At 71.4% G+C, this 24,334-nt stretch carries 23 protein-coding genes and 7 tRNA genes; 10 read left to right on the forward strand and 20 right to left on the reverse strand.

Annotated elements, in window-relative coordinates; genetic code table 11:
- Positions 1-49: 49 nt before the first annotated feature.
- The 4 genes from ACZ42A_RS30360 to ACZ42A_RS30375 form a co-directional block, all read right to left on the reverse strand.
- Positions 50-598, reverse strand: coding sequence for an HIT family protein (locus ACZ42A_RS30360; protein WP_468530486.1), 549 nt, complete (start codon positions 596-598; stop codon positions 50-52).
- A gap of 85 nt (positions 599-683) precedes the next feature.
- A complete protein-coding gene (gene thrS, locus ACZ42A_RS30365) occupies positions 684-2,660 on the reverse strand; it encodes a threonine--tRNA ligase (RefSeq protein WP_468530487.1) in 1,977 nt (658 codons plus the stop codon).
- A gap of 90 nt (positions 2,661-2,750) precedes the next feature.
- Positions 2,751-3,965, reverse strand: coding sequence for a hypothetical protein (locus tag ACZ42A_RS30370; RefSeq protein ID WP_468530488.1), 1,215 nt, complete (start codon positions 3,963-3,965; stop codon positions 2,751-2,753).
- Complete coding sequence (locus tag ACZ42A_RS30375) at positions 3,962-4,528, reverse strand: DUF4365 domain-containing protein (RefSeq protein ID WP_468530489.1); 567 nt, start codon at positions 4,526-4,528, stop codon at positions 3,962-3,964. Before ACZ42A_RS30375 ends, ACZ42A_RS30370 begins: the two co-directional genes overlap by 4 nt.
- A gap of 169 nt (positions 4,529-4,697) precedes the next feature.
- On the opposite strand from ACZ42A_RS30375, the gene ACZ42A_RS30380 reads away from it, so the two are divergent.
- The gene (locus ACZ42A_RS30380) at positions 4,698-5,426 is read left to right on the forward strand and encodes an exonuclease domain-containing protein (protein WP_468530490.1); all 729 of its coding nucleotides are present in this window, start codon (positions 4,698-4,700) and stop codon (positions 5,424-5,426) included.
- 38 nt (positions 5,427-5,464) lie between these two features.
- Here the strand turns inward: ACZ42A_RS30380 and ACZ42A_RS30385 are convergent.
- Both ACZ42A_RS30385 and ACZ42A_RS30390 read right to left on the reverse strand, forming a co-directional pair.
- Positions 5,465-5,536, reverse strand: a tRNA-Val gene (locus ACZ42A_RS30385).
- 39 nt (positions 5,537-5,575) lie between these two features.
- Positions 5,576-6,022: an SRPBCC family protein gene (locus ACZ42A_RS30390; protein WP_468530491.1), complete on the reverse strand. Its 447-nt coding sequence runs from the start codon at positions 6,020-6,022 to the stop codon at positions 5,576-5,578.
- Positions 6,023-6,125: 103 nt separating this feature from the next.
- Between ACZ42A_RS30390 and ACZ42A_RS30395 the strand changes: the two genes are divergently transcribed.
- Positions 6,126-8,453 carry an SCO7613 C-terminal domain-containing membrane protein gene (locus tag ACZ42A_RS30395; RefSeq protein WP_468530492.1) on the forward strand — a complete coding sequence of 776 codons (2,328 nt, stop codon included), beginning with the start codon at positions 6,126-6,128 and terminating at the stop codon, positions 8,451-8,453.
- 93 nt (positions 8,454-8,546) lie between these two features.
- On the opposite strand, the gene ACZ42A_RS30400 is transcribed toward ACZ42A_RS30395, so the two are convergent.
- From ACZ42A_RS30400 to ACZ42A_RS30430, 7 genes are all read right to left on the reverse strand, one after another.
- Entirely contained in the window at positions 8,547-11,282 is a 2,736-nt protein-coding gene (locus ACZ42A_RS30400; RefSeq protein ID WP_468530493.1) for an exo-rhamnogalacturonan lyase family protein, read from the reverse strand.
- Positions 11,283-11,385: 103 nt separating this feature from the next.
- Positions 11,386-11,988 (reverse strand): hypothetical protein, encoded by a 603-nt coding sequence (locus tag ACZ42A_RS30405; RefSeq protein ID WP_468530494.1) that lies wholly within the window; start codon positions 11,986-11,988, stop codon positions 11,386-11,388.
- Positions 11,989-11,998: 10 nt separating this feature from the next.
- Complete coding sequence (locus ACZ42A_RS30410; RefSeq protein ID WP_468530495.1) at positions 11,999-12,874, reverse strand: carbohydrate ABC transporter permease; 876 nt, start codon at positions 12,872-12,874, stop codon at positions 11,999-12,001.
- The gene (locus ACZ42A_RS30415) at positions 12,871-13,827 is read right to left on the reverse strand and encodes a carbohydrate ABC transporter permease (protein WP_468530496.1); all 957 of its coding nucleotides are present in this window, start codon (positions 13,825-13,827) and stop codon (positions 12,871-12,873) included. Before ACZ42A_RS30415 ends, ACZ42A_RS30410 begins: the two co-directional genes overlap by 4 nt.
- Before the next feature lie 14 nt (positions 13,828-13,841).
- Entirely contained in the window at positions 13,842-15,128 is a 1,287-nt protein-coding gene (locus ACZ42A_RS30420; protein ID WP_468530497.1) for an ABC transporter substrate-binding protein, read from the reverse strand.
- A gap of 428 nt (positions 15,129-15,556) precedes the next feature.
- Positions 15,557-15,628 (reverse strand) — tRNA-Val (locus tag ACZ42A_RS30425).
- Positions 15,629-15,706: 78 nt separating this feature from the next.
- Positions 15,707-16,171, reverse strand: a complete 465-nt coding sequence (locus ACZ42A_RS30430) for a TIGR02611 family protein (RefSeq protein ID WP_468530498.1) — start codon at positions 16,169-16,171, stop codon at positions 15,707-15,709.
- 191 nt (positions 16,172-16,362) lie between these two features.
- Here ACZ42A_RS30430 and ACZ42A_RS30435 point away from each other — a divergent pair, with 191 nt between their 5' ends.
- Positions 16,363-16,776 (forward strand): SsgA family sporulation/cell division regulator, encoded by a 414-nt coding sequence (locus ACZ42A_RS30435; RefSeq protein WP_004002642.1) that lies wholly within the window; start codon positions 16,363-16,365, stop codon positions 16,774-16,776.
- 416 nt (positions 16,777-17,192) lie between these two features.
- Positions 17,193-17,753: a CGNR zinc finger domain-containing protein gene (locus ACZ42A_RS30440; RefSeq protein WP_468530499.1), complete on the forward strand. Its 561-nt coding sequence runs from the start codon at positions 17,193-17,195 to the stop codon at positions 17,751-17,753.
- 102 nt (positions 17,754-17,855) lie between these two features.
- On the opposite strand, the gene ACZ42A_RS30445 is transcribed toward ACZ42A_RS30440, so the two are convergent.
- Both ACZ42A_RS30445 and ACZ42A_RS30450 read right to left on the reverse strand, forming a co-directional pair.
- Complete coding sequence (locus ACZ42A_RS30445; RefSeq protein ID WP_164873000.1) at positions 17,856-18,008, reverse strand: hypothetical protein; 153 nt, start codon at positions 18,006-18,008, stop codon at positions 17,856-17,858.
- 163 nt (positions 18,009-18,171) lie between these two features.
- Entirely contained in the window at positions 18,172-18,600 is a 429-nt protein-coding gene (locus ACZ42A_RS30450) for a hypothetical protein (RefSeq protein WP_468530500.1), read from the reverse strand.
- A 187-nt stretch (positions 18,601-18,787) separates the two neighbouring features.
- Between ACZ42A_RS30450 and ACZ42A_RS30455 the strand changes: the two genes are divergently transcribed.
- Positions 18,788-19,309 carry a DsbA family protein gene (locus ACZ42A_RS30455; protein ID WP_468530501.1) on the forward strand — a complete coding sequence of 174 codons (522 nt, stop codon included), beginning with the start codon at positions 18,788-18,790 and terminating at the stop codon, positions 19,307-19,309.
- Positions 19,310-19,312: 3 nt separating this feature from the next.
- Here ACZ42A_RS30455 and ACZ42A_RS30460 read toward each other — a convergent pair whose 3' ends face one another.
- The 3 genes from ACZ42A_RS30460 to ACZ42A_RS30470 all read right to left on the reverse strand — a co-directional run bounded on the left by ACZ42A_RS30460 (position 19,313) and on the right by ACZ42A_RS30470 (position 22,155).
- Positions 19,313-20,137, reverse strand: a complete 825-nt coding sequence (locus ACZ42A_RS30460; RefSeq protein WP_468530502.1) for a GNAT family N-acetyltransferase — start codon at positions 20,135-20,137, stop codon at positions 19,313-19,315.
- 66 nt (positions 20,138-20,203) lie between these two features.
- Complete coding sequence (locus ACZ42A_RS30465; protein ID WP_468530503.1) at positions 20,204-21,025, reverse strand: aminotransferase class IV; 822 nt, start codon at positions 21,023-21,025, stop codon at positions 20,204-20,206.
- On the reverse strand, positions 21,022-22,155 hold the full coding sequence (locus tag ACZ42A_RS30470; protein WP_468530504.1) for a chorismate-binding protein: 1,134 nt from the start codon (positions 22,153-22,155) through the stop codon (positions 21,022-21,024). Before ACZ42A_RS30470 ends, ACZ42A_RS30465 begins: the two co-directional genes overlap by 4 nt.
- Positions 22,156-22,333: 178 nt before the next feature.
- On the opposite strand from ACZ42A_RS30470, the gene ACZ42A_RS30475 reads away from it, so the two are divergent.
- From ACZ42A_RS30475 to ACZ42A_RS30495, 5 genes are all read left to right on the forward strand, one after another.
- A tRNA-Gly gene (locus tag ACZ42A_RS30475) sits at positions 22,334-22,406 on the forward strand.
- A gap of 39 nt (positions 22,407-22,445) precedes the next feature.
- Positions 22,446-22,519: transfer RNA gene (locus ACZ42A_RS30480), tRNA-Cys, on the forward strand.
- 1 nt (position 22,520) lies between these two features.
- A tRNA-Val gene (locus ACZ42A_RS30485) sits at positions 22,521-22,592 on the forward strand.
- Positions 22,593-22,632: 40 nt separating this feature from the next.
- Positions 22,633-22,704 (forward strand) — tRNA-Val (locus ACZ42A_RS30490).
- 54 nt (positions 22,705-22,758) lie between these two features.
- Positions 22,759-22,830, forward strand: a tRNA-Val gene (locus ACZ42A_RS30495).
- A 56-nt stretch (positions 22,831-22,886) separates the two neighbouring features.
- On the opposite strand, the gene ACZ42A_RS30500 is transcribed toward ACZ42A_RS30495, so the two are convergent.
- Together ACZ42A_RS30500 and ACZ42A_RS30505 are read right to left on the reverse strand one after the other, a co-directional pair.
- The gene (locus ACZ42A_RS30500) at positions 22,887-23,192 is read right to left on the reverse strand and encodes a TFIIB-type zinc ribbon-containing protein (RefSeq protein ID WP_468530505.1); all 306 of its coding nucleotides are present in this window, start codon (positions 23,190-23,192) and stop codon (positions 22,887-22,889) included.
- A gap of 80 nt (positions 23,193-23,272) precedes the next feature.
- Complete coding sequence (locus ACZ42A_RS30505) at positions 23,273-24,217, reverse strand: phosphotransferase enzyme family protein (RefSeq protein ID WP_468530506.1); 945 nt, start codon at positions 24,215-24,217, stop codon at positions 23,273-23,275.
- Positions 24,218-24,334 lie beyond the last annotated feature (117 nt).

Consider the following 24,334-nt stretch of genomic DNA (forward strand, 5'->3'; position numbering starts at 1 on the left):
CGTCCTCAATCGCCGGACGGGCTGATCGGTGTCGCCGCCGGCCGGCACATCACGCCGCCGGCCAGGCCTCCGCCAGCATCTTCCGGGTGTCCGCCAGCAGCTGCGGCAGCACCTTCGTGTGGCCGACCACCGGCATGAAGTTCGTGTCGCCGCCCCAGCGGGGCACGATGTGCTGGTGCAGATGCGCGGCGATCCCCGCGCCGGCCACCGAGCCCTGGTTCATGCCGATGTTGAAGCCGTGCGCGCCGGAGGCGGTGCGCAGCGCCGTCATCGCCTGCTTGGTCAGCTCCGCCAGCTCGGCCGTCTCGGCGTCCGTCAGATCCGTGTAGTCGGCGACATGGCGGTACGGCACGGTCATCAGATGACCGCCGTTGTACGGGTACAGGTTCAGCACCGCGTACACCTGCTCCCCGCGCCGGACGATCAGCCCGTCCTCGTCGGACTTGGCCGGGATCGAGCAGAAGGGGCAGCCGTCGTCGGCCCCCGGACCGGTCGGCTTGTTCTCGCCCTGGATGTAGGCCATCCGGTGGGGCGTCCACAGGCGCTGGAACGCGTCCTGCGTCCCCACTCCGATCTGCTGCTCCGGCTCACTCGTCATGCGTGCAGCATATGGCGTCGCCGCAGGGGGTATGGCAAGGCCCCCGGCGAGACGAACTGCACCGGGGGCCTGCGGACGGTCCTGCTCAGACCTGCGTCCGCTCCTCCACGACCTTGACGATCTTCGCGATGGCCTCGTCGAACGGGATGCCGTTCTCCTGGGAGCCGTCGCGGTAGCGGAAGGACACCGAGCCGTTGGACATGTCCTCGTCGCCCGCGATGACCATGAAGGGCACCTTCTGCTTCTGGGCGTTGCGGATCTTCTTCTGCATCCGGTCGGACGAGGAGTCGACCTCGACGCGCAGTCCCTTCTTCTTCGCCGCCGCGGCGAACTTCTCCAGGTACTCGACGTGCGCGTCACCGATCGGGATACCGATCGCCTGCACCGGCGCCAGCCACGCCGGGAACGCGCCCGCGTAGTGCTCCAGGAGCACCGCGAAGAACCGCTCGATGGAGCCGAACAGCGCCCGGTGGATCATGACCGGCCGCTGCTTGGAGCCGTCCGCGGCGGTGTACTCCAGGTCGAACCGCTCCGGCAGGTTGAAGTCGAGCTGGATGGTCGACATCTGCCAGGTCCGGCCGATGGCGTCCTTGGCCTGGACGGAGATCTTCGGGCCGTAGAAGGCGGCGCCGCCCGGGTCCGGGACCAGCGGCAGGCCCTGCTTCTCGGCGACCTGGCGGAGGGTCTCGGTGGCCTCCTCCCAGGCCTCGTCCGACCCGACGTACTTCTCCGGGTCCTTGGTGGACAGCTCCAGGTAGAAGTCGGTCAGGCCGTAGTCGCGCAGCAGGCCGAGGACGAAGGTGAGCGTCTTGTCGAGCTCCTCCGACATCTGCTCGCGCGTGCAGTAGATGTGCGCGTCGTCCTGGGTGAAGCCGCGGGCGCGGGTCAGGCCGTGCACGACGCCGGACTTCTCGTACCGGTACACGGTCCCGAACTCGAAGAAACGCAGCGGCAGTTCACGGTACGACCGGCCGCGCGCGTCGAAGATCAGGTTGTGCATCGGGCAGTTCATGGGCTTGAGGTAGTAGTCCACGCCCTCGTCGAGCTGCATGGGCGGGTACATGCCCTCGGCGTACCAGTCCAGGTGGCCCGACGTCTCGAAGAGCTTCCCCTTCGTCGCGTGCGGGGTGTAGACGAACTCGTAGCCCTCTTCCTCGTGGCGGCGCCGCGAGTAGTCCTCCATCACGCGGCGGACGATGCCGCCCTTGGGGTGGAAGACGGCGAGGCCGGAGCCGATCTGCTCCGGGATGGAGAACAGGTCCAGCTCGTTGCCGAGCTTGCGGTGGTCGCGCTTCTCGGCCTCGGCGAGGAAGTCCAGGTACTGCTTCAGCTCGTCCTTGGACGGCCACGCGGTGCCGTAGATGCGCTGGAGCATCGGGTTCTTCTCGCTGCCGCGCCAGTAGGCGGCCGCGTTGCGCATCAGCTTGAACGCGGGGATCAGTCGGGTCGAGGGCAGGTGGGGACCGCGGCAGAGGTCCTTCCAGCACAGCTCGCCGGTCTTGGCGTCCAGGTTGTCGTAGATCGTCAGCTCGCCGGCGCCGACCTCGACGTCCGCGCCGTCGTCGCTGGAGGCGGCGCCCTTGAGGCCGATCAGCTCCAGCTTGTACGGCTCGTTCGCCAGCTCCTCGCGGGCGGCCTCGTCGGTCACCACGCGGCGGGCGAACTTCTGCCCGCGCTTCTGGATCTCCTGCATCTTCTTCTCGATGGCCTTGAGATCCTCGGGCGTGAACGGCTTCTCGACGTCGAAGTCGTAGTAGAAGCCGTCCTTGACGGGCGGGCCGATGCCCAGCTTCGCCTCGGGGAAGAGCTCCTGCACGGCCTGCGCCATGACGTGCGCGGTGGAGTGCCGCAGGATGTTGAGGCCGTCCTCGGAGGAGATCTCGACGCCCTCGACCTCGTCGCCGTCGGAGAGCACGTACGAAAGGTCCCTGAGCTCGCCGCCCACGCGCGCGGCGATGATCGAGCGCTCGCCGGCGAAGAGGTCGGCGGCCGTAGTGCCCGTCGTCACCACGCGCTCTTCCCGCTCGGAATCGCGTTGGATGATCACACGGACGTCTGACACCGGTCTCTCCTGACTGAAGATGGATGCGGCGCCATACCGAGAGCGCGCGCAGTACAGGATCGTACCGAGCCATCGACCTCCCAGGCGAAATCAGTCCCCGCTGCACGCCTCCTCGAAGAAGTCCAGGTTCTCCTGGAGCGACTTCATCAGCCGGTCCCGCTCCGCCTCGTCGACCTGCACCGGCACGACGCCGGAGGCGCCGGTCAGCCGCCGGAAGCCGCCCCGGCTCTCCAGCCGCCCGTGCACCCGCACCGGCACCCCGACCAGGTGGGCCTGTCCGGCGATGCGGTAGTCCTCCTCGTCCAGGGTGAGCCGGACGTGCGGCACCTCGGCCCCGGCGAGCACCCGCAGCCGTACGGTGCCCGCGCCGCGCGGCCCGGACCGGCGCAGCCGGACGACGGCCCCGGTGATCCGCACCGGCACGGAGGGTTCGGCGCTCCGGTAGCGGGCCCCGGCCTCGCGCAGCACGGGCAGGTCGCCGGGCGAGAACTCGACGGCCTCCGCCGAGGCCACCGCGCCTTCGGGGGCCCCGGCGGCGGGCGCCCACGCGACGGCGATCCGGGCGCCCTCGGTGCCCCGGACGAGGGCGATCAGCGCCTCGGTGAGCTCCCGGCTGACGCCCGCTTCGAGGGCACCGTCGAAGGCGTCCATGCCGCCGGTGGCCCGCTGGTAGTCGATGGCCTCGCGGGCGGCGTACAGGGCCTGGTGCAGGCGTACGGCGAGGGGGCGTGCGGTGGCCACGGGCACGAAGGCGGTGAGGCGGCGCCCGCCGGCCGCGGAGCCGACCAGGACGCTGTCCAGCAGGGAGGCGGCGGCGCGGCGGTGCCGCGCGCCGTAATAGCCCGCACGCGCGCGCGTGGCCAGCGCTGCGGCGAGCAGCGTCTGGCGGGCGGCGCCGCGCAGCTGCTCCTCGACGGTCCACGGGTCGGCGCCGGCCGGTCCGCCGGGCACGTCCCGCCACCAGCGGATCTCGTCGCTGGGCACGGTGAGCCCGAGCAGCACCTCGCGCGCGGAGGGGCTGGCGCTGCGGGCGAGGGCGGTGAGCGCCTCGCCGAGCAGGTCGTCGCTGTCGGGGAAGGCGCGGCTCTCGGGGACGAGCAGGCTGGTGCCGCCGGTGCCGGGGCCGGGCGGGGTCCAGCGGCCGTAGCGTCCGGGGGCGCCGCCGCGGCGCTGCCAGCCGTGCCGGTGCAGCAGGGCGCCGAGCACGGCGGGGTCGACCCGGCCGGGCTCGGGCGGCTCGTCCCAGCGGATCTCGGGGTGCGGCCGGACCGGCCGCAGGGGCTCGTCGAGCGGGCGGTGGGTCATGGTCTGCCTCCGGTCCCGACCCGCGTCATGATCTCGCACAGCGCCCGGTCGTCGAAGATGCGTGCGGTCGGGATCCTCACGGTGGTCCGGTTCCGGCCCGTGACGGGGTGTCCGGCGAGGTTGATCCAGTAGCAGCAGTGCCTCAGGTCGAGGCGGTCGTGGCTGGCGCGCAGCCAGTCGTCCTGGGACCTGGGCACGAGCATCACGACGAGGATCTTGTGCACCGAGACCGGGGTGCGGGCGAGCTTCGCCAGGTGGCCGTTGTCGAGGGTGAAGGAGAAGGAGCGGCCGGGAGGGTTCGGCGCGACCTGGTAGGTCGCCTTGAGCTGCACCTTGATCGTGACCTCGTCGTCGACGGTGTGTCCCGGTGCGCTGTGGCTGACGTGCCAGTCGATGCCGTTGTCGGGGAAGGGCTGCGAGAGCGAGCAGCCCGCGGCCGCGGCGACGGCGTGCAGATAACCCACCTGCAGGGTCTCCATGCAGGCGGTGGTGGCGAGGGAACCGCGAAGGGGGCCCGCGCGGTCGGGCAGCAGCCCGCCCCGCTCGGGCTGCGCTATCGCCATGGCCAACAGCCTTCCAAGCAAAGTGATGTCCCCGTGCCGGGCCTCTGAACTGCGCCGACCCGTACTCCTGTTGTCTCCTCCCGGCGTACGGCGCAAACAGCCCGGGTATCACCAAACCGGCAGGAGACGGGGCGTCAGCTGCCGTGGGTGAACGAGGAGTTGTGTAGGTATGAGGTGCTGGTACGAGGGCCCCCTGGCGGCATTCGACACGGAGACAACGGGCGTGGACGTCGAGACCGACCGGATCGTGTCGGCCGCTCTCGTCGTCCAGGACGCCCCGGGCACCCGGCCGCGGGTGAACCGCTGGCTGGTGAACCCCGGGGTGCCGGTGCCCGCCGAGGCGACGGCGGTGCACGGGCTGACGGAGGATCACCTGGCGCGCAACGGCCGCTGGCCGGCGCCGGTGATGCAGGAGATAGCCGTGGGGCTGGCCGAGCAGGCTGGCCGCGGGCGTCCGCTGGTGGTCATGAACGCGCCGTTCGATCTGACGCTTCTCGACCGTGAGCTGCGCCGGCACCGGGCGTCGTCGCTGGCGCACTGGTTCGAGTCGACGCCGCTGCTGGTCCTCGACCCGCGGGTGCTCGACAAGCATCTGGACCGCTATCGCAAGGGCCGTCGCACGCTGACCGATCTGTGCGCGCAGTACGGCGTGGTCCTGGACGGCGCGCATGACGCGGCGGCGGACGCGCTGGCGGCTCTGGAGGTGGTCCGGGCGATCGGCCGGCGTTTCGCGTCCCGGCTGGAACGCCTCTCCCCCGCCGAGCTGCACACCCTCCAGGCGGTGTGGCACGCGGCGCAGGCGCGCGGCCTCCAGGCGTGGTTCGCGCGCAGCGGCACGGAGGAGGCGGTGGACCCGGCGTGGCCACTGCGCCCGGACCTGCCGGCGGCAGCGGCATGAAGAAGGCCGGTCCGCGCTGGCGGACCGGCCTTTCCCGGTGGGCGATACTGGGTTCGAACCAGTGACCTCTTCGGTGTGAACGAAGCGCTCTCCCACTGAGCTAATCGCCCGGGAACGCACTGAACAATACAGGTCCCGGCGGCCTTCGTTCAAACCGCTTCCAGATGGGCGGCCAGTCCGCGCCGCCCGGCGCGCATCATCAGCCGGTGGTTGGCGCGGAAGAACGGCCGCCCCGGCACCGCGAGCCGCCGCAGCAGCGGCTTGTGGACGTCGACCTCCTGGTCGTAGCGCACGAGGCTGCCGGCGCCGTGCGCGGCGACCGTCCACCGCGACCAGCCGTCGAGATCTCCGGACAGGGCCGCCTCCAGCACCCCGGCCGCGGGGTCGCGGCGCACCTCGCGGGTGGTGAAGGTCAGGTCGTACGGCAGCAGTGAGCGGGCCCGGATGACGCCGGTGCGGTCGTCGAGCCGGGTCACCTCGCGCACCTGCGGCCACCAGCGCGGATAGTCCTCGACCCGCTCGAGGGCGGCGTACACGGTGGCGGGCGCGACGGGCAGCCGCCACAGGCTGCGGAAGCGGTAGTGGGTCCAGTCCATGGGCCGAGTCTGTCCTGCCCGGAGCCCCGAGGTGCGGAACTGAGTACGTTCTGAGTACGCGCACTCATGCCCCTACGGCGTGACCGGCGCCACACTCCGAGCCATGACGCACATTCCGTCCCCCGCCGAGGAGTTGCGGCTCGTCGACGCCGAGCTGTACCGACTGGACGCCCGGCGCGCCCAGTTGCTGGCGCGTCGCGGCTGGCTGCTGACCCAGCTCCAGCCGGTGCGGCCGCTGCCGGCCGCCGCCCCGCCCCGCCCGGAGGCCGCCGCGCCCCGGGTCCAGAACGTGCTGCTCCTGCTGGGCGGGGTGCTGCTCACCCTCGCGGCGGCGGCGTTCACGCTGGTCAGCTGGGGTCACCTGGGCATCACTGGGCGGGCCGTGGTGCTGGGCGCGGTCACGGCGGCGGCGCTGGCGGTGCCGGTGCCGCTGCTGAAGCGCGGGCTGCGCTCGACGGCCGAGTCGGTGGCGGGCCTGGGCCTGGCGCTGACGGTGCTGGACGCGTACGCGCTGTACGCGGCAGCGCTCACCGGGACGGACGCGACGGGGTACGCGGCGGGCGCCACGGCGGTGCTCGCGGCGCTCTGGGCGGCGTACGGTCTGCTGCTTCCCCGGATGACCGGTCAGCCGCTCGTGCTCCCCGTGCCCGCCGCCCTGTGTGCCGCCCAACTCCCGCTGCTGCTGTGGGCGGTGGCGGCCGGTGCGGACGCGTCCGGGATCGCGGCGGCCCTGCTGGTGACGGCGGCGGCGGACACGGCGGTCGCGCTGCGGGCGACCGCCGTGCCGCTGCGGATCGTGGCCGCCGCGGGCGCGTACGGCCTGGGCGGCTGGGGCGTGTTCGCGGCCGGTTGGCTGTCGTGGACGGCGGCCGGTCCGGGCGCCGCCGCCCGTGCGTCGGGGCTGCTGCTCCTGGCCACCGCGGTCGCGCTGGCCGGGGCGCGGGCACCGCGGGCGGGGGTGGCCCTGGGCAACGCGGTCGCGGCGGGGCTGCTCGCGGTCGCCGCGCTGGGAGGGGTTCCGCGCTCCGTGCTGCCCGGCGCGTGGGCGGTGCCGGTCCATCTGGCGTTCGGTGTAGCCCTGTTGGCCCTGCTGCGCTTGGACCGTGTCCCGGAGGTGGTGCGCCGGGGGCTCGGCTGGGCCTCGGGTGCCGTGCAGGCGCTGGCCGTGTCGGCTGCGCTGCCGGTGATCGCCGTCACGCTGCTCGGGCCGGCCGGCTGGGTGCCGCGCGTCTGGTCCGGGGCTCCGGCCGACGCACGCGAGGCGGTGACGGCGGACCTGCCGTGGCCTGCGGACAGCGCGACGGTGCCGCTGGTGCTGGTGTCGGTGGCCGCGGTCCTGGCCTGGGCGGTCCGGGACGCCGCCCGGCGGCCGCACGCCCTCGACACGGCGTCGGTCCTGGTGTGGGCCGCGGCGCTGGTCCTGCCTGCGGTGCTGCGTCTGCCCTACGTCGTCACGCTGGCGGTGCTGGGCCTGACGACGGCGGGCCTGCTGCTCCTGAAGCGGCTCGTGCCGACCGTCCTCGCGCTGCTCACGTCGCTCGTCCTCGCCCTGCTCGCGCTGGCCGCCGAACCGGCCACCCTGACGGTGTTCGCCCTGCTCACGGCCGGATGCGCGCTCGCCGCCCGCCGGCCGGTGCCCGCGGCGGCCACGGCGGGGTACGCCACCGCCCTGGCCTGCGCGACGGGCGCCGCGCTGGACTGGCCGCTGTCGCACACCGCGCTGCCGGTGCTGCTGGTGCCGGTGGCGGCGGTGCTGTGGGCGCCGCGCACCGAGGGTGCGACCCGGGTGACCGTCGAGGTCTCCGGTGCGGTCGCGGCCCTGGTCGCGGTGGGTCTGGCGCTGCTGGACGCGCCGATGCTGGCGCTGGTGCTCGCCCTCGCCGGAGTGATCGCCGCGGGAATGGCCGTACGGCCGGACCGCCGCCCGGTCGGGCATGTGGCCGCCGCGCTGTTCGTGCTGGCCGCGTGGGTGCGGCTGGCCGCCTGGGAGGTGACCGTCCCGGAGGCGTACGCGCTGCCGGTGGCCGTCCCCGCGCTGCTCGTGGGCGTGCTGCGCCGGCGCCGTGATCCGCAGGCGTCGTCCTGGACGGCGTACGGCCCGGGCCTCGGGGCCGGTCTGCTGCCGAGTCTTCTCGCGGCCTGGGGTGACGCGCACTGGCAGCGCCCCCTGCTGCTGGGCACGGGGGCGCTGCTGGTCACCCTGGCCGGCGCCCGCCATCACCTCCAGGCGCCGCTGGTGCTGGGCGGCTCGGTGCTCGCCCTGGTGGCCCTGCACGAGCTGGCCCCGTATCTCGTGCAGGTGGCGGGGGCGCTCCCCCGCTGGGCGCCTCCCGCGCTTGCCGGCCTGCTGCTGCTCGCCGTCGGGGCGACGTACGAGCGGCGGCTGCGGGATGTGCGGCGGGTGCGGGAGATTTTGCAAGGGCTGCGTTGACGCCCCTTGGGGGCGCGGGGAACTGCGCGACCAGCCACACACGGCCCGCAGGCGAAGGACGGCCCGCAGTCCCCCGGCAAACCCAGCGGAGCGCTACGGCATCTTGTGGCCGAGCAGCGCCAGGTTCTCGATGGCGGCGAGGCCGTACAGCGCGGTGTCGTTGGTGGACACCCAGGTGGCCTCGCTGCCCGCGACCAGCGCCATCGGGCCGCTGACCTTCTCGGTCTTCCAGGGCGCGGACTCCTTGTAGCCGTCGGAGTTGTAGAACTTCTGCCAGGCCCGCTGGGCGAGCTTCTCGTCGCCCGTCTTGACGGCCGCGTAGGCGTCGAGGCGGGAGTGGCCCTGGAAGAGGATCAGGCTGCCGAAGTTGGAGCCGTAGCGGGCGGCCTGTTCGGCCTTGGTGGCGTTGAAGTAGCGGCAGTAGTCGAAGTAGGCCTCGTTGAACTTGGGCATGTCGACGAGGTCGATGAGTTCGGCGCACAGCTCGTTGAGGCCGAAGACGGCCGACAGGTGCGAGACACCGACGACGGGCTTGTCGGCGATGGCGAACCGGCCGGTGTCGAGGTCGTACAGGCCGGTGCCCTGGACGAAGCCGTTGGGCTGGGCGGCGATGGTCTCCATCGTGGACAACACGCGCGCCTTGGCCTTCTCCCACTTGGGGCCCTTGCGCTCCCACTCGGTGAGCCAGGCGGAGACCAGACCGCTCCAGTCGGTGCCGAAACCGATCGACAGGGCGTGCCGGTCGGGGGTGTACGGCTCGGTGCGGATCTTGCGGATCGGGTCGAGGACGAGGAAGGTCTCGTCGGAGTCGACGTTGGCGTGCATGAGGTCGCCGACCCGCTCGTCCGCCGTGAGGAAGTAGTAGTAGCGGCGGTAGGTGGTGTTGGCGATGCGCTGCTGCTTGGCGCTGTCGGCGTAGTGCTGGACGCCGTGCCGGGTGCCGAGGCCGGCCCACTTGCCGAGGTGGTAGACGTCGACCTCGCCGGTGTGCCGGGTCATGGCCTCGGCGAAGCGGAAGATGTCGGCGCGGCCGGAGCGCAGATACGCGTACCAGAGCCACAGGTCGGGCGACAGCTCGGAGTTGTCCCAGGCGTAGCCGCCGACGTCGTAGCGCCACTGGTGCCGGACCGTGTCGTAGGTGTGCATGATGTCGCCGTAGTCCCAGAAGCCGTACCACCGGCGCATCTCCACCTGGTCCTTGTAATAGGTGAAGAGGAAGTCGAGGTGGTCCTCGATCCTGGCCTTGGCCGGGGTGGAGCGGTCGGGCTCGGCGTAGAGGCCCTTGCCGAAGACGCCCGCCTTGATGAGCTGCTTGGGCGGGGCGGCGAGCTGGGGCAGGACGCGGACGGCCTCGATCTGCTCGGCGAGTTTGTCGGCGCTCGGGGTGGACTCGTTGGCCCAGAAGAGCAGTTCGCTGGTCCGGGCGATGCCGTAGGGGGTGCCGAACTCGGGCTCGTAGTCCTCGTAGGTGATGTTGAGGCCTTCGAGCTGCTCGGGGTAGGTGTCCTGGCCCATGCCGTCGTGGTAGAAGCGCAGGTCCATGGGCTGCGCCTCGGGCGACCAGAGCCAGAGGGTGACCTGGGCCTCGTCGGTGTGGGCGTCGCGGATGTCGAGCTGGGCGGGGAACTTCTCCCAGAAGTCGCGCAGACCGAAGGAGAGGCCGCCGCTGACGCCGCCGACGTAGCCGAAGCCGGAGGCGCGCCGGCCGCCGCCCGCGGCGATCCAGCCGTGGCCCTTCTTGGTGCGCTTGCGCACGCTGAAGCCGTCGGCGGAGAGCTGGGAGAGGGTGTAGTCGCCCCACTCGGGGATGTACTGGAGGCGGGTGGTGACCCGCTGGTCCCAGGTCGACGGGTCGGGCAGCTTCTTGCCCTCGTACTGCGCCACCTGCACCGCTTGGCCGGGGTCGCGGCGCAGTCCGGTGATGCCCTTGACGGCCTCGCGGAGCATGCCGGTGCCCTCGCCGCCGATGCGGATGTGGCGGTCGTACGACTGGTCGCGCATGGGGACGGTGAAGCGGACGCCGATGCCGCGGATGAAGTCGCCGCTGGCCTTGCCGGGCTCCTGGGTGCCGTCGTAGGTGATGGTGTGCACCATGCGGAAGGAGTCGGCGCCCGCGTAGAAGTAGAGGCGGATGGAGAACGGCAGCCAGCCGCGGTCGCCCTTGCGGTGCTTGCCGTCGATGCGGACGACCGCGCGGACCGGGCCCTCCTGCTCTACCTTCACCTCGGAGATGGCGCTGTCGAACCGCTCGTACTTGACCGTGCCCTGGTCCTCGTCCTCGATCTCCGGCTGGCGCAGCAGCACGAGGCGGCCGTTCTTGGCGATCTCGGTGGAGCCGCGGGTGACCGACTTGACCAGGGTGGAGCCGGACTTGCCGATCTTCGCGGTGATGACGCCGGTGGAGATGTCGATGGTGCCGCCGCCCTGGTCGACGGTGACCTTCTTCTCCGGGGCGGCGGGCTCGCCCGCGGTCAGCGTGAGCTTGCCGGTGCCGGAGCTGACGGCGTGCGCGGTCCACTTCAGGGAGCCGTCCGGCCAGTAGGCGATCGGCCAGGACTGCACGGGGACGGCGGTGCCGCTCGCGTCGGTGAGGGCGAAGGTCTGGTCCTCCTGGTACACGCCCTTGGGCCAGGGCACGCCGAGGGTGGAGCCGGGCGCGGCGCCGAGGCCGCCGTCCTCCAGCCAGTCCAGGACCACCGGTTCCGCCTCGGCGGTCTCGGCTCTGGGCGCGGCCGCGGCGTCCTGCGCCCCCAGCGCCCAGCTGAACTGGGCGGCGGCGCCGGCGACGGCGGCCGCCTTGAGGAGGGACCTGCGGGGGATCGGAGACATGGCCTTTCCTTTCCGTACGGTGCGGGATTGCCAAGGGCATGACAGAGAGGGGTGCGGCGCTCGGGGCGCCGACCTTGAACCGAGGACGTGAGCGCACCGCGGGTCAGCGGTGCCGGTACCGCTCCTCCACGGCGACGGCCGCCGCCGCGACGGCCCCCAGGACGGGAACCGCCAGCGGGGCGATGAACGACGCGGACAGGGCTACGACGCCCAGCCCGCCGACGATCAGAAAGGACCCGGCGGGGTCGAGCACGGTGCGGCGGCCGGCGGCCGCGAGCAGCTCCCGCCAGGAGGCGCCGGGCGTCCAGACGGCCGCCGCCCGCAGCAGGGCCACGGTGAGTCCGATCAGCGCGAAGATGCCGACGGCCCCGACGAACGGCCCGCCGGGAATCCCGGCCCGCGCGGCCTGGACGTCGACCCAGACCGCGGCGGCCGCCCCCCATCCGGCGACCCCGACGGCCCATCCCCCGCGCACGGCCGACCGGAAGTCCGCGACGAACTCCCGCCAGCCACCGCCCTGGTGGGCGGTGCGGCGCCGCAGATGCCGTGCGCCGGCGGCGAAGGCCGCGGGGTAGGTGACGACCCCGAGGCAGGCCACGGCGATCCACACGCCGGTGAGCAGGGACTCGGCGAAGACGGCGAACCGCTCGCCACCGAAGACGGACGCCCTGCGCGGGGAGCGGGCCTTCACGCGTGCCTGGGCCATGGTGACCGCCTCAGCCCTTCAGTCCGGACGTCGCCATACCGTCGATGAGGTAGCGCTGGAAGGCCATGAAGAAGGCGATGACCGGCACCAGCGCCACCAGCGACATGGCGATCATGCTGCCGTAGTTGGAGATGCCCTCCTGGTCGCGGAACATCATCAGGCCGAGCGAGACGGTGTACTTCTCGGGGGTGTTGAGGTAGATCAACGGCCCCATGAAGTCGTTCCAGGCGTTGATGAACGTGAAGATGGCGCTGGTGATGATGGCGGGGCGGCTCAGCGGCAGCACGATGGACCAGTAGGTCCGGAAGTGCCCGCAGCCGTCGAGCTTGGCGGCCTCGTCCAGCTCGCGCGGCAGCCCGCGCATGAACTGCACCATCAGGAAGACGAAGAACGCCTCCGTGGCCAGGAACTTGCCCGCGACGAGCGGCACCAGGGTGTCGGTGAGCTCGAGGTTGCGGAAGAGCACGTACTGCGGGATGAGCAGCACGTGGTACGGCAGCAGCAGCGTGCCGATCATCAGCGTGAACAGCAGGTTCCGCCCGGCGAACCGGATCTTGGCGAAGGCGTACGCGGTCAGCGAGCTGGACAGCACGACACCGACCACGGCGAGCACCGCGTACATCAGCGAGTTCCAGAAGAAGCTGCTGATGGAGATGCCGGAGATACCGTCGGCGAGCCCGGAGAAGTTCGCCCAGACCGGCTCGGTGGGCAGCAGTTCCAGGCTGGCGATGATGTCCTTGCTCGGCTTGAACGAGGCACCGACCACCCAGATCACGGGGTAGAGGACGACGGCGAGGATGACGAGTGCGCCCACGTGCCAGGCGATCGATCCGGTGCGCTTCCGCTCGTTGGCGGTGCGGACGACAGGGGTGGTGGCGCTGGTCACTTGGCGGCCTCCTCGTAGTGCACCCACTTCTTCTGCGACCAGAACAGGACCGCCGTGACGAGCGCCACCGCGACCACCAGCGTCCAGGCCATCGCGGAGGCGAAGCCCATCTGGGCCTCCTTGAAGCCCTTCTGGTAGAGGTAACAGGTGTAGACGAGCGTGGCGTCGGCGGGCCCGCACCGGGTGTCGGAGACGACGTAGGCGGAGCCGAACACCTGGAACGCGTGGATGGACTCCAGCAGCACGTTGAAGAACAGCACCGGGGAGATCATCGGCAGCGTGATGTTCCAGAACCGCCGCAGCGGACCGGCCCCGTCCACCTCGGCGGCCTCGTACAGCTCCTGCGGAACCTGCTTGAGGCCGGCCAGGAAGATGACCATCGGCGCGCCGAACTGCCAGATGCTCAGGGCCACCAGGGCGTAGATGACGTAGTCCGGGTTGCCGATCCAGCCCCCCACGTCGAGACCGAAGATCTTCTGCGTACGGTCCACGATCGCGTCGTCCGAGAACAGCGCCCGCCACACGAAGCCCACGGAGACGCTGGCACCGATGAGCGAGGGCATGTAGAACGCGGCCCGGTACAGGCCCTGTCCGCGCCGCTTCTGCGCGAGCAGCAGCGCGACGCCGAGCGCGAGCAGCAGCTTCAGCGGAGTGGCCACGACGACGTACTTGAGCGTGACCTCCACCGACTTCTGCCAGCGCGGGTCCTGGAACATCGTCGTGAAGTTGTCGAACCCCACCCACTCGGGCGGCGTGAACAGGTTGTACCTGGTGAACGCGTAGTACAGCGACGCGATCATCGGCCCCGCCGTGAGCAGCAGGAAACCGGCGATCCACGGCGACATGAAGAGATAGCCGGCGAGGTTCTCGCGGCGCCGCCCGCGCCGCCCGGCGGCGGGCGCGGGGGCCCGCTTCCCGGCCGGGCGCGCGGGCGCTTCCTTGACGAGCGTCATGGTGGTACGTCCCCTCAGCCCGCGAACGCGGCCTTGGCCTCGCTGAACAGCGCCTTGGCGGCGTCGGCCGGCTTGGTCTTGCCCTGGGCGACCTCACCGCCGAGGCGCAGGAACGCGGCCTCGATGACGTCGGCGCCGGACGGATGCGGCGTGATCTTCCCGAGCACGCCGGCCGCGGCGACCTCCTCCTCGTACGCCTTGACGCCCTTGTTGGTGGCGTCGGTGGGCGTGAACGCCTCGTACTGCTCGGTCGTGGCGAGGATGCCGCGGTCGTAGCCCATGATCTTGCCGACCTCGGGGTCGTGGACCATGAAGTCGATGAACTGGGCGACTTCCTTGGGGTGCTTGGTCCCGGAGAAGGCGCTGAGCATCAGCGAACCGAGGTACTGGCCGGTCTGCTTGCCGTCCGTGGTGGGGATGGGCGCGAGCCCGTAGTCCGACTCGCCCTCGCCCTCGTAACGAATGGAGAAGTTGTCCCAGGTGAACTCGGACGCGGCGAGCCCCGCCGAGAGCGCGGACTTGGGCTTGACCTGCTCGACCTTCTTCGGGTCGGCGACGAGCCCGGAGCGCACGCGCTTGTAGCCGTCCTCCCACCACTGCGTCAGATCGTCCTCGGTGAAGCCGAGATCGGAGTCGGTGAAGAAGGCCTTGCCGTTCTGCCGCAGGTACAGGTCGTAGAGGTACATGATGCTGAAGTAGCCGGTGTCGCCGGCGATCTTCAGCTTGTCCTGGATGGTCTGGAGGGCGTCGAAGTACTCGTCCCAGGTCCAGCCCATCTTCGCCTCGACGCCCGCCTTCTCGAAGGCCTTGAGGTCGATGACGAGCGCCATGGTGTTGGCGCCGACGGGGATGCCGATCTGCTTGCCGTCGACCTGACCGTTCGCCAGAACGCCGTTGCGGAAGTTCTCCAGGCTCAGATTCCCGGCGTCCGCCTGCGACTTGAGATCCATCAGAACGCCGCGCTTGTCGTACTTGCGCAGGAAGCCGACCGCATTCTGGAAAACGTCCGGCGGATTTCCGCCGGAGGCCTGGGTCTGGAACTTCTCCCAGAACGCCTCGTAGTCGGTGAATTCAGGCTTGATCTTGATCTTCGGGTACTTCTTCTCGAAGAGCGCGATCGTCTTCTTGATGGCGATGGTGCGCGGCTCACCACCCCACCACGCGTAACGGATCGTCACCGTCCCGTCGGCGGAGGCACCTCCGTCGCCGCCGCAGCCCGTCGTCGCGGCGAGCCCGAGGGTGGCCGCCGAGGCTCCCGCCACCTTCAGGATCGTGCGCCTCTCCACACTTCTGCCTGCCACCGTGAGACCCCTCCCCGCGGCGTCCTTGCCGCTGCATGAATCGTTTCAAGTAAGCGCTTGCTGGCACAAGGTACGAAGGGGTTCGGGGTGCGTCAATGATTCGGACAGGAATTTCTTGCGGGCGGGATCGGCCGGCGAGTGGAACGGGTGGGGTGTACGGCGGCACGCCTGGCACGATGTCGCAGGTGAGGGCGGTGCGGTCGGGGAGTCGAACAGACCGCGGAGCCTCGTACGGAGCCGGGCTCCGGCTGAAAGTCATCGGCGACGGGGACATGACAGGCGCCGCCGTCGCCAGGGCGAGGGACGGCTCAGGGAGGGCATGCGGACAGGAGCGGACGTGCGTCCCAGGAGACGTGCGCCAAGCCGCTCCGTGCCGCACACACGACAGCGGCCCGCCTGCGTTGTCGCAGACGGGCCGCCGTTCCGGGTGGGCGATACTGGGTTCGAACCAGTGACCTCTTCGGTGTGAACGAAGCGCTCTCCCACTGAGCTAATCGCCCGGGCGCAGGAAGAACATTACCCCATGTCAGGGGATGCCTGTGACCACCCCCGGCCGGCTCCCGCACCCTGGCCGCGGATCACTGGTCCTTGATCTTCCACGGCATGACGAGGCCGAACTTCCACAGGTAGATCCCGGCCAGCACCGCCACGATCACCAGACCGATCACGGTCAGGGTGATGTTGCGCCGCCGCACCTTGGGATCCAGGGCCCGCTGGGCGGCCTCGGTGACCTTGCGCTTGGTCCAGCGCAGCACCAGCTGGGCCCAGACGAACTCGGTCGCCCAGATCGCCATGCCGCCGAAGATCACGACCCAGCCCGGCCCGGGCAGGGGCAGCATGATGATGCCGGTGACGACGACCGCCAGACCCACCAGGAAGACGCCGACCTGCCAGCTCAGGTGAAGCACCCGGCGCGCCTTGATGAACTCCGGCGCCCGGGATCCGAGCCCGCGCTCGCTCCCCCGCTCGCTCTGCACCCCGTTCGTCCTCGTCTCGTCCGCAGCCATGGCGACCTCGCCAGGCTCGTTACTCCCCGTATTCATACGGCCAAACCCTACCGGACCGAAACCAGTCACCGGAATGGGCGCACCAGGCGAACAGGTTCTCGGCCGGAAGAGTTACGTAAACACACGCAAAACCCTCAGAGGGGTTTACAACGGCACCGTAGGTGGCATGTCGATTTCGCCGACGTGCGAATCCCCGAGCGCACACTGAGCGAAAGGCCCTGGCGCTTATGAACACCACGGTCAGCTGCGAGCTGCACCTGCGCCTCGTTGTGTCGAGCGAGTCCTCCCTGCCTGTTCCGGCAGGCCTGCGGTACGACACGGCCGACCCCTACGCCGTGCACGCCACCTTCCACACCGGAGCCGAGGAGACCGTCGAGTGGGTGTTCGCCCGCGACCTCCTCGCCGAGGGGCTTCACCGGCCCACAGGTACCGGCGACGTCCGCGTCTGGCCGTCGCGCAGCCATGGTCAGGGCGTGGTGTGCATCGCCCTGAGCTCCCCGGAGGGGGAGGCACTGCTCGAGGCCCCGGCGCGGGCCCTGGAATCGTTCCTGAAGCGGACGGACGCCGCCGTGCCCCCGGGCACGGAGCACCGGCACTTCGATCTGGATCAGGAGCTCTCGCACATCCTGGCGGAGAGCTAGGCGAACCCCACAAGCCGCCCGGCGCCGTCCACTCGGGGAGACGGCTCGGGCCAAGACAACCGCATACGGGACAGCACGGCGCCGCCCTGGCACACATCCTGCGGGGCGGCGCCGATGTGCGTGCGTGGGGGCCCCTGGGCGGTGACGCTGCGTGACACCTGGCGCGACGGGGACCCGGTGTGTGAGTCCGTACTCACACTGCGTGCGCGGCCGATCAACGTGGGTGCGTCTCGCACCGGACTGGCGTCGAGCGTGGCTCAGGCCGTGAAAATCCCGTACTGCCGGGAACACCGCAGGTGGGAGCCCCGTTGTACGGGCAACCGCGGGCAGGGGCAGGCCGGCGGCTGTCGGTGAGCCGTTACCATCGGCCAGCATCGGCGGGCGTCCGCCCGACCCCCCAGGCCAGGGAGCGAATCGTGCTGATCACCCACGACACCCGGTGCGCGCTCGACACCGTGGTGGATCTGGTGAACACCGCACCGGAGGACGACACGTCACCGGACGGGCTGCCGGATGTCGCGGCCCTCGACGAGTTCGTACGCGCGCACAAGATCAGCGATGTCGGGGTGCTCTCGGAGTTCGACCTCTCCGCGGTGCGCAAGGTCCGCGGCCGGTTCGCCGGGATCTTCGCGGCCCCCGACGCCCGGATCGCCGCCAGCATGATCAACGAGCTGGTCGCAGCCGCGGGCACCACCCCCCGCCTCACCGACCACGACGGCTACGACTGGCATGTCCACTACTTCGCCCCCGGCGCCTCCGTTGCCGACCACCTGGCGGCCGACTGCGGGATGGCGCTGGCGTTCTTCGTGGTGGCCGGGGAGCAGGAGCGGCTGCGGCGCTGTGAGGCGCCCGACTGCCGACGCGCCTTCGTCGATCTCTCCCGGAACCGGTCCCGGCGCTACTGCGACAGTCGCACCTGCGGCAACCGCCTGCACGTGGCCGCCTATCGCGCCCGGCGCAAGGAGGCGGCGGGCTGACGTGACGGCCGGGCGGCCGGACACCGCTGCCGTCGGCCGGGCGGCCGGACATCACTGCCGTCGCGGGCCCCGGCGGGTGGCGCCGGGGACCACGGGTACGGCTCACAGCAGCAGCAGATCGTGCAGCGCAGCCGTGAGCAGCAGACACCCGATCACCGCAAGGAAGATCATCAGCGGTGGCTGGGAAAGGGCGAAGAGGCACCCGCGCGGCTCGTCCTGAGGCGGCGCGGCATCGCTCTGTGTCGTGTCCAGCATCTCGCGGCGATGATGGCGCAATCGCACACTTGACACGCCCAGCATGCCCGCCGAATGGGGGACTTCGCCGGATCATGGGAGCCGGTCGACCCGGCGTTCACTAAGCTGCGCGGCCACCGTCGCCGAGGGGCCTCTGGGACGTTTCAGCCCGCCCCGGCGGGACTCATATGCCGTGCTTCTTCAGGATGGCCTCGATGTCGCTGAAGTCGTCCGCGGAGTCGGCCCGGGAGGCGGTGTTCTGGCGGGCCGCCGGGCGGGAGGCCTGGCCCAGGGAGGGCGCCGCCGCCTGCGGGGCCACCGCTTCCGGCCGACCCGCAGCGGCCGCCGCCTTGCGGCCCCGTCGGCGTTCCACGGCGCGCGTGCCGGTGAACAGCAGCCAGGCGCCGCCGAGCACACCGAAGCCCGCCCAGGCCATGGGGCTGAAGGCGGTGCCGGCGAGCCAGTCGACGACTCCGGTCATGACCAGGCCGAGCGGGACGAGGGAGTAGGCGGCGATCCGCGCGGCCATGAGGAAACGCCTGCGGTACGCCGTGACCGCCGCGATGCCCAGGCCCGCCGCGGAGACGGCGGAGCAGACGGTCTCGGCAATCATCCGGTCCTCCAGCTGGGCTCGGTCGTGCGGGAGCGCTTCGTCCCCTTCCATCCTGCACCGCCCGAACCCCGCCAGGCCATGCTCCGGCCGGACATCAGGGACATCTCCGGGTCGGCTCCTCCGCAGGGCCGGGGGGTGTCAGTGGCCCGGTTGGGTGGGGCGGGGGCGGGCTGGGAGACTGGGGCACATGAGCGACACCTCCCCCGCCCGTCCGGCTCCCGTTCTCGACGTCTGGTGCGAACTCCAGTGCCCGGACTGCCGTAGTGCCCTGGACGACCTGCGCGCCCTGCGCGCCCGCTACGGCGACCGGCTGGAGCTGCGGCTGCGGCACTTCCCGCTGGAGAAGCACAAGCACTCCTTCGCCGCCGCCCAGGCCGCCGAGGAGGCACTGGAGCAGGGGAAGGGCTGGCCGTACGTCGAGGCGGTGCTGGGCCGGGTCGAGGAGCTGGACCGTAAGGGTGAGCCCTTCCTGGTCGAGGTCGCCCGTGAACTCGGCCTGGACGCGGAGGAGTTCGACACCGCGCTGATCGACGGCCGGCACATCCTGATCGTGGATGCCGACCAGGCCGAGGGCAAGGCGATCGGGGTGACCGGCACCCCGACGTACGTCATCGGCGGCGAGCGCCTCGACGGCGGCAAGAGCCAGGAGGGCCTGCGCGAGCGTATCGAGGAGATCGCGGACCGGCTGCTCGCCGAGCAGCAGGCCTGACGGCTACAGCAGCGGCTTGTGCAGGACGTGGTGCGTCGTCTCGTAGCCGAGTGACGCGTAGAGCCGCTCGGCCGGGGTGTTCCCGGCGAACACGTTCAGACCGAGGACGCGCCGGCCGGCGGAGACGGCCTGGATCTCCGCCAGGAGCATGAGCGTGCGGCCGTGTCCCCGGCCGCGATGGGCCGGATCGGCCTCCACCTTGAAGACGAACGCGTCGTCCTCGCGCAGGGCCAGCCACAGGACGCCCACCCGGGTGCCCTCGTGTTCCAGGACGCTGAACCGCATGTTCTCGGTGGCCAGGCCCTGCGGCAGCAGCTGCTCCCGGTCGCGCCGTGCCTTGGCGTACGCCGCGGTCTCGGGCACCCCGCGCTCGATCCAGGTGCGCGCGTACCCCTCCCATTCCGCCTCGTTCCACGGCTCGAACTCGGCCTCGGTCATGGCGCGGGCCCGGCTGCCGGCGGGCAGGGCGGGCGGGGTGCCGCCGAGCCGCTTCGTCATGCCGCGGTTGCGGACGACGTAGCCGAGTGTCTGGACGAGCCGCAGGGCCGGCTCGGCGTCGGCGGGGACGGTCGTCTCGATGCGGGTGCAGCCCCAGCCGCGCGCCACCTCCTCCGCGGCGAGCAGGGCGACCGTGCCCCGGCCGCGTCTGCGGTCGGGCTCCTCGATGCGCAGATGGTGCACGCGGGCCACCGAGTCGCCGAAGGCGGGAGAGGTGCCGAGGTGTATGGCGCCGACGGGGCGGCTGTTCACGCACACCTGGTAGTGGCGTGAGCGCGTCCCGTCGGCGTGCTGCCGGAGCGGCCCGGACGGCCGTAGGGTCGTGGTCATCACGGGTGTTCTACCCGCGCCCGGGCCCCGTTTCAGCCGAATATCGCGACCGTCACAGTGCGACCGTCACGGGTCGAGGTCTTCCCCGGAGCGCTCCTCGAAGATCCGCATGGCCTTGGCGGTCACCGGCCCCGCCGCGCCGGGCAGTTCCCGGTCGTCGACGCGGTGCACGGCCTGGACGTCCCGCAGGGTGGAGGTGAGGAAGATCTCCTCGGCGCGCTCCAGGACGTCCAGCGGCAGGTCGGTCTCCTTGGCGCCGGTCCATTCGACCGTCAGCGCGCGCGTGATGCCCGCGAGGCAGCCGGAGGCGAGCGGCGGGGTGTGGATCTCGCCGTCGAGGACGACGAAGACGTTCGACCCGGTGCCCTCGCAGAGCTGCCCGACGGTGTTGCCGAACAGCGCCTCGGAGGCGCCGTGTTCGTGGGCGCGGGCCAGGGCGACGACGTTCTCGGCGTACGAGGTGGTCTTCAGGCCGGTGAGCGCGCCGCGCTCGTTGCGGGTCCACGGCACGGTGATCACGGCCGTGGAGTCGGGCCGGCGGGTGGTCTCGCCGAGGGCGACGACCAGGGTCGGGCCGTGCTCGCCGCGGTCGGAGCCGAGCGGGCCGTGGCCGCCGGTGTAGGTGATGCGCAGCCGGCCCAGCGGCATCGGGTTGGCCTCCAGGACGGCGGCGCAGGCGCGGCGCACCTCGTCGTGGTCGGGGTCGGGCAGTCCGAGGCCGCGGGCGGAGCGGGTCAGCCGGTCGAGGTGGCGGGTGAGCGCGAAGGGCCGGCCGTCCACCGCCTTCACGGTCTCGAAGATGCCGTCGCCCACGGTCAGCCCGTGGTCGAAGACGGAGACACGGGCGGACTCGATGTCCTGCAGCCCGCCGTCGAGCCAAACCTTCACTGGTCTCTACCTCGCAATGTCCTGCCGGGCACTTCGCTTCGGCCGGGGGTCCGGGGGTTGTCCCCCGGGTGAGCACAGCACGTCAGTGCCTCTCCACTCACCTCGTACCTCCCCGACGCTACCGCGAGCAGCCGGGACGCCTTCAGCTCGGTCTCCCGCCACTCCCCCTCGGGGTCCGAACCCCAGGTGATGCCCGCGCCGGTGCCGAACCGCAGCAGGGGTGTGGCTTCGCCGGTCCGGTCGATCCAGAAGGTGCGGATGCCGACGGCCAGCTCGCCCACGCCCCGGTCGGCGTCGACCCAGCCGATGCCGCCGCAGTAGGGGCCGCGCGGGGCCGTCTCCAGGGCGTCGATGATCCGCAGGGCGCTCGACTTGGGGGCGCCGGTGACCGAGCCGGGCGGGAAGGCGGCGGCCAGCAGCTCCGGCCAGCCGGTGCCATCGCGCAGCTCGCCCCGCACGGTCGAGACCAGGTGGACCAGGCCAGGGTGCTTCTCCACGACGCACAGGTCGGGCACGGTGACGCTGCCGGTGGCGCAGACACGCCCGATGTCGTTGCGGACCAGGTCCACGATCATCACGTTCTCGGCGTAGTCCTTCTCCAGGAGGTCCGCCTCGGTGCGGCCGGTGCCCTTGATCGGCCCGGACTCGACGATCCGCCCCTCCCGGCGCAGGAACAGCTCCGGGGAGGCGGTGGCTATCTCCACGCCGTGTCCCGGCAGGCGGATCGTTCCTGCGTACGGCGCCGGGTTGCCGCGGGCGAGCAGCGCCGTGAGGGCGTCCACGTCGGCGCCGGGGTCGACCGGCGCGGAGAGCACCCGGCAGAGGTTCGCCTGGTAGACCTCGCCGGCCTCGATGTGCTCGCGGATCCGCCGTACGCCCGCCGTGTACCCGGCGCGATCGAGGGAGGACGTCCAGTCGCCGGCCGCGGGGCCGCGCCAGGCGCCCGGCACGGGGGCGGGCACCGGCTCCTCGCGTACGTCCGCGAAGCGGGCGCAGGTCAGGCGGCCCTCGAAGTCCGCGGCGACGGCCCAGAAGCCGGTGGAGTCCAGTGCCTCGGGGTCGCCGGTGACGTCGATGAGGCCGGTGGCGACACGGTCGCCGAAGCGGGCGAGAGGAGGGAGGTCGAGCACGCTGTCGAGTCTATGGCGGGCGTCCGGCGGGGTGCCCTGGCCTGCCCTCTGGGGCACCCCGGCCGGGTCGTCCGGTGGGCGCACCGCAGCACGCTGCACAAACGCGTTTTTGTACTGGCCCGGGAATCCGCTAGAGTTCAACACGTCGCCGGGACGCGGAAGCGGACCGAAACGACAAGCGGACGTAGCTCAGTTGGTAGAGCGCAACCTTGCCAAGGTTGAGGTCGCGAGTTCGAGCCTCGTCGTCCGCTCGAAGGAAAACGGGGATCTTCCCGATCCTCTACACTCCTGGTGGAGTGGCCGAGAGGCGAGGCAACGGCCTGCAAAGCCGTCTACACGGGTTCAAATCCCGTCTCCACCTCCAAGGACGATTAGCTCAGCGGGAGAGCGCTTCCCTGACACGGAAGAGGTCACTGGTTCAATCCCAGTATCGTCCACTGGATCTTCGGATCCTGGATCTTCTCGGAGATCCCACCCGCGCGATTAGCTCAGCGGGAGAGCGCTTCCCTGACACGGAAGAGGTCACTGGTTCAATCCCAGTATCGCGCACGCAGTGCCCATGATCGGCTTCACTGGGTGACAGTGAGATGATCGTGGTCCCGAGGACGATTAGCTCAGCGGGAGAGCGCTTCCCTGACACGGAAGAGGTCACTGGTTCAATCCCAGTATCGTCCACAGACCGAAGCCCCCGGCCGTCTCGAACGGCCGGGGGCTTCGTCGTGTGCGGTGACTCAGCTGGAGAAGAGCATGTGACCGAAGCTCTTGTGACGCTTGTGACCGTAGTGGCCGTGGCCGCCGTGCGGGGCTCCCCAGGCGGGGGCGGTCGGGGCCGGCGGGGCCGGGTAGGCCTGCGGGGCGGGCGGGGCCGCCGGAGGGGCCGCGGGCGGGGCCGGCTGGGACCACTGGGATTCCAGGCGGGTCAGGGCCTCCAGCTCGCCGTAGTCGAGGAAGATCCCTCGGCAGTTGCTGCACTGCTCTATCTGGACTCCGTTGCGGTTGTAGGTGTGCATCGCGGCACGGCACTTCGGACACTGCACGGTCGGCTCAACTCCTCGCCGGTCGATCCTGCTTCACGTATCGCCAGCACAGACTCTGTCCGGCTGCGGTCGGTTGCACCCTACTTCGCGAAGTTTTGTGCCAACTCCGGGGGTACGGCGGCCATTCGGTCGCAGGCGTCGACGACGGACTGCTCGACCTCGTCGAGGGGGCGGGCGGCGGCCAGTGCCTTGATGACGGCCTGGGCGGCTGTCTGGACGGTGAGGGCGCGGGCCGGGACGTCCAGGGCGGGCCAGGGGTCGCCGGCGGCGGGCACGGCCGGGCCCTCGGCGGCGCGGTAGGCCGTCAGGAAGCGGCTCCACTCGTCGGGCGGGAGCAGGCCGCAGGCGTACCAGGCGGCGGGGCGGGCGAGGTCCCAGGCCGGGACGCCGACACCGAGGTCGTCGACGTCGATGAGCCGCCACGGGCCGTCCGGGGATCCGTGGCGGACGAGCTGGCCGAGGTGGAGGTCGCCGTGGCAGAGGGTCGTCGTGTCCGGCATGGGGGCCTCGGCGCGGGCCCAGGCGGGGAGGGCTGACCAGGCGCGCAGGACGGTGGGCGTCGCGGGGTGCGGGCCCGCGGCCGTCAGCCGGGCGATCGCGCGGGCGGCCTTCTCGGGGCCGCGCATCGAGGGCAGCGGGGTCGGGGAGGGGGCGCGGTGGAGGCGGGCCAGGAGGGTGGCCGCGGCCTCCCAGGGGGCGGCGTCCGGGTCGTCGGGGTCCACCGGGGTGCCGTAGGGCCAGAGGGTGATCAGACGGCCGTGGAGCGGGGCCGGGGTGGGGCTGAGCGGGGGCAGGAGTACGTCGGAGAGGTGAGAGGCCGTGGTCAGGCGGGCGGTGAGGTGGGCGGGGTCGGTGCCGGGGGCGTGGGCCTTGGCGACGGTGGTCGCGTGGCGGACCACCGTGGCGTCGGCACGGTCGGCGAGGGTGGTGATGGCGGGGGTGCCGCAGGCGCAGGTGTCCTGGTGGGGGTGGGTGGTGGTGCTGGCCTTGGCGGTGAGGGCGGTGAGGAGCGGGGGTGTCTTCACGGGGGTCCCTGGAGGTGGGGTGTTGGGGTGAGGGTACGTGGGGGGACAGCCGGAGTGCTGTGCGCGAGGGTGGTGAGTTTGTTGGGTGGGCGGGTTCGGAAAGAAGGGGCACACCGG

The organism is Streptomyces sp. NPDC030838 (assembly GCF_055572035.1).

Excerpts from the sequence above, each read along its gene's own strand:
- ACZ42A_RS30360 (WP_468530486.1), bottom strand. The coding sequence starts at position 598 with ATGACGAGTGAGCCGGAGCAGCAGATCGGAGTGGGGACGCAGGACGCG.
- ACZ42A_RS30370 (WP_468530488.1), bottom strand. The coding sequence starts at position 3,965 with ATGACCCACCGCCCGCTCGACGAGCCCCTGCGGCCGGTCCGGCCGCAC.
- ACZ42A_RS30375 (WP_468530489.1), bottom strand. The coding sequence starts at position 4,528 with ATGGCGATAGCGCAGCCCGAGCGGGGCGGGCTGCTGCCCGACCGCGCG.
- ACZ42A_RS30380 (WP_468530490.1), top strand. The coding sequence starts at position 4,698 with ATGAGGTGCTGGTACGAGGGCCCCCTGGCGGCATTCGACACGGAGACA.
- ACZ42A_RS30390 (WP_468530491.1), bottom strand. The coding sequence starts at position 6,022 with ATGGACTGGACCCACTACCGCTTCCGCAGCCTGTGGCGGCTGCCCGTC.
- ACZ42A_RS30395 (WP_468530492.1), top strand. The coding sequence starts at position 6,126 with ATGACGCACATTCCGTCCCCCGCCGAGGAGTTGCGGCTCGTCGACGCC.
- ACZ42A_RS30400 (WP_468530493.1), bottom strand. The coding sequence starts at position 11,282 with ATGTCTCCGATCCCCCGCAGGTCCCTCCTCAAGGCGGCCGCCGTCGCC.
- ACZ42A_RS30405 (WP_468530494.1), bottom strand. The coding sequence starts at position 11,988 with ATGGCCCAGGCACGCGTGAAGGCCCGCTCCCCGCGCAGGGCGTCCGTC.
- ACZ42A_RS30415 (WP_468530496.1), bottom strand. The coding sequence starts at position 13,827 with ATGACGCTCGTCAAGGAAGCGCCCGCGCGCCCGGCCGGGAAGCGGGCC.
- ACZ42A_RS30430 (WP_468530498.1), bottom strand. The coding sequence starts at position 16,171 with ATGAATACGGGGAGTAACGAGCCTGGCGAGGTCGCCATGGCTGCGGAC.
- ACZ42A_RS30435 (WP_004002642.1), top strand. The coding sequence starts at position 16,363 with ATGAACACCACGGTCAGCTGCGAGCTGCACCTGCGCCTCGTTGTGTCG.
- ACZ42A_RS30445 (WP_164873000.1), bottom strand. The coding sequence starts at position 18,008 with ATGCTGGACACGACACAGAGCGATGCCGCGCCGCCTCAGGACGAGCCG.
- ACZ42A_RS30450 (WP_468530500.1), bottom strand. The coding sequence starts at position 18,600 with ATGATTGCCGAGACCGTCTGCTCCGCCGTCTCCGCGGCGGGCCTGGGC.
- ACZ42A_RS30455 (WP_468530501.1), top strand. The coding sequence starts at position 18,788 with ATGAGCGACACCTCCCCCGCCCGTCCGGCTCCCGTTCTCGACGTCTGG.
- ACZ42A_RS30460 (WP_468530502.1), bottom strand. The coding sequence starts at position 20,137 with ATGACCACGACCCTACGGCCGTCCGGGCCGCTCCGGCAGCACGCCGAC.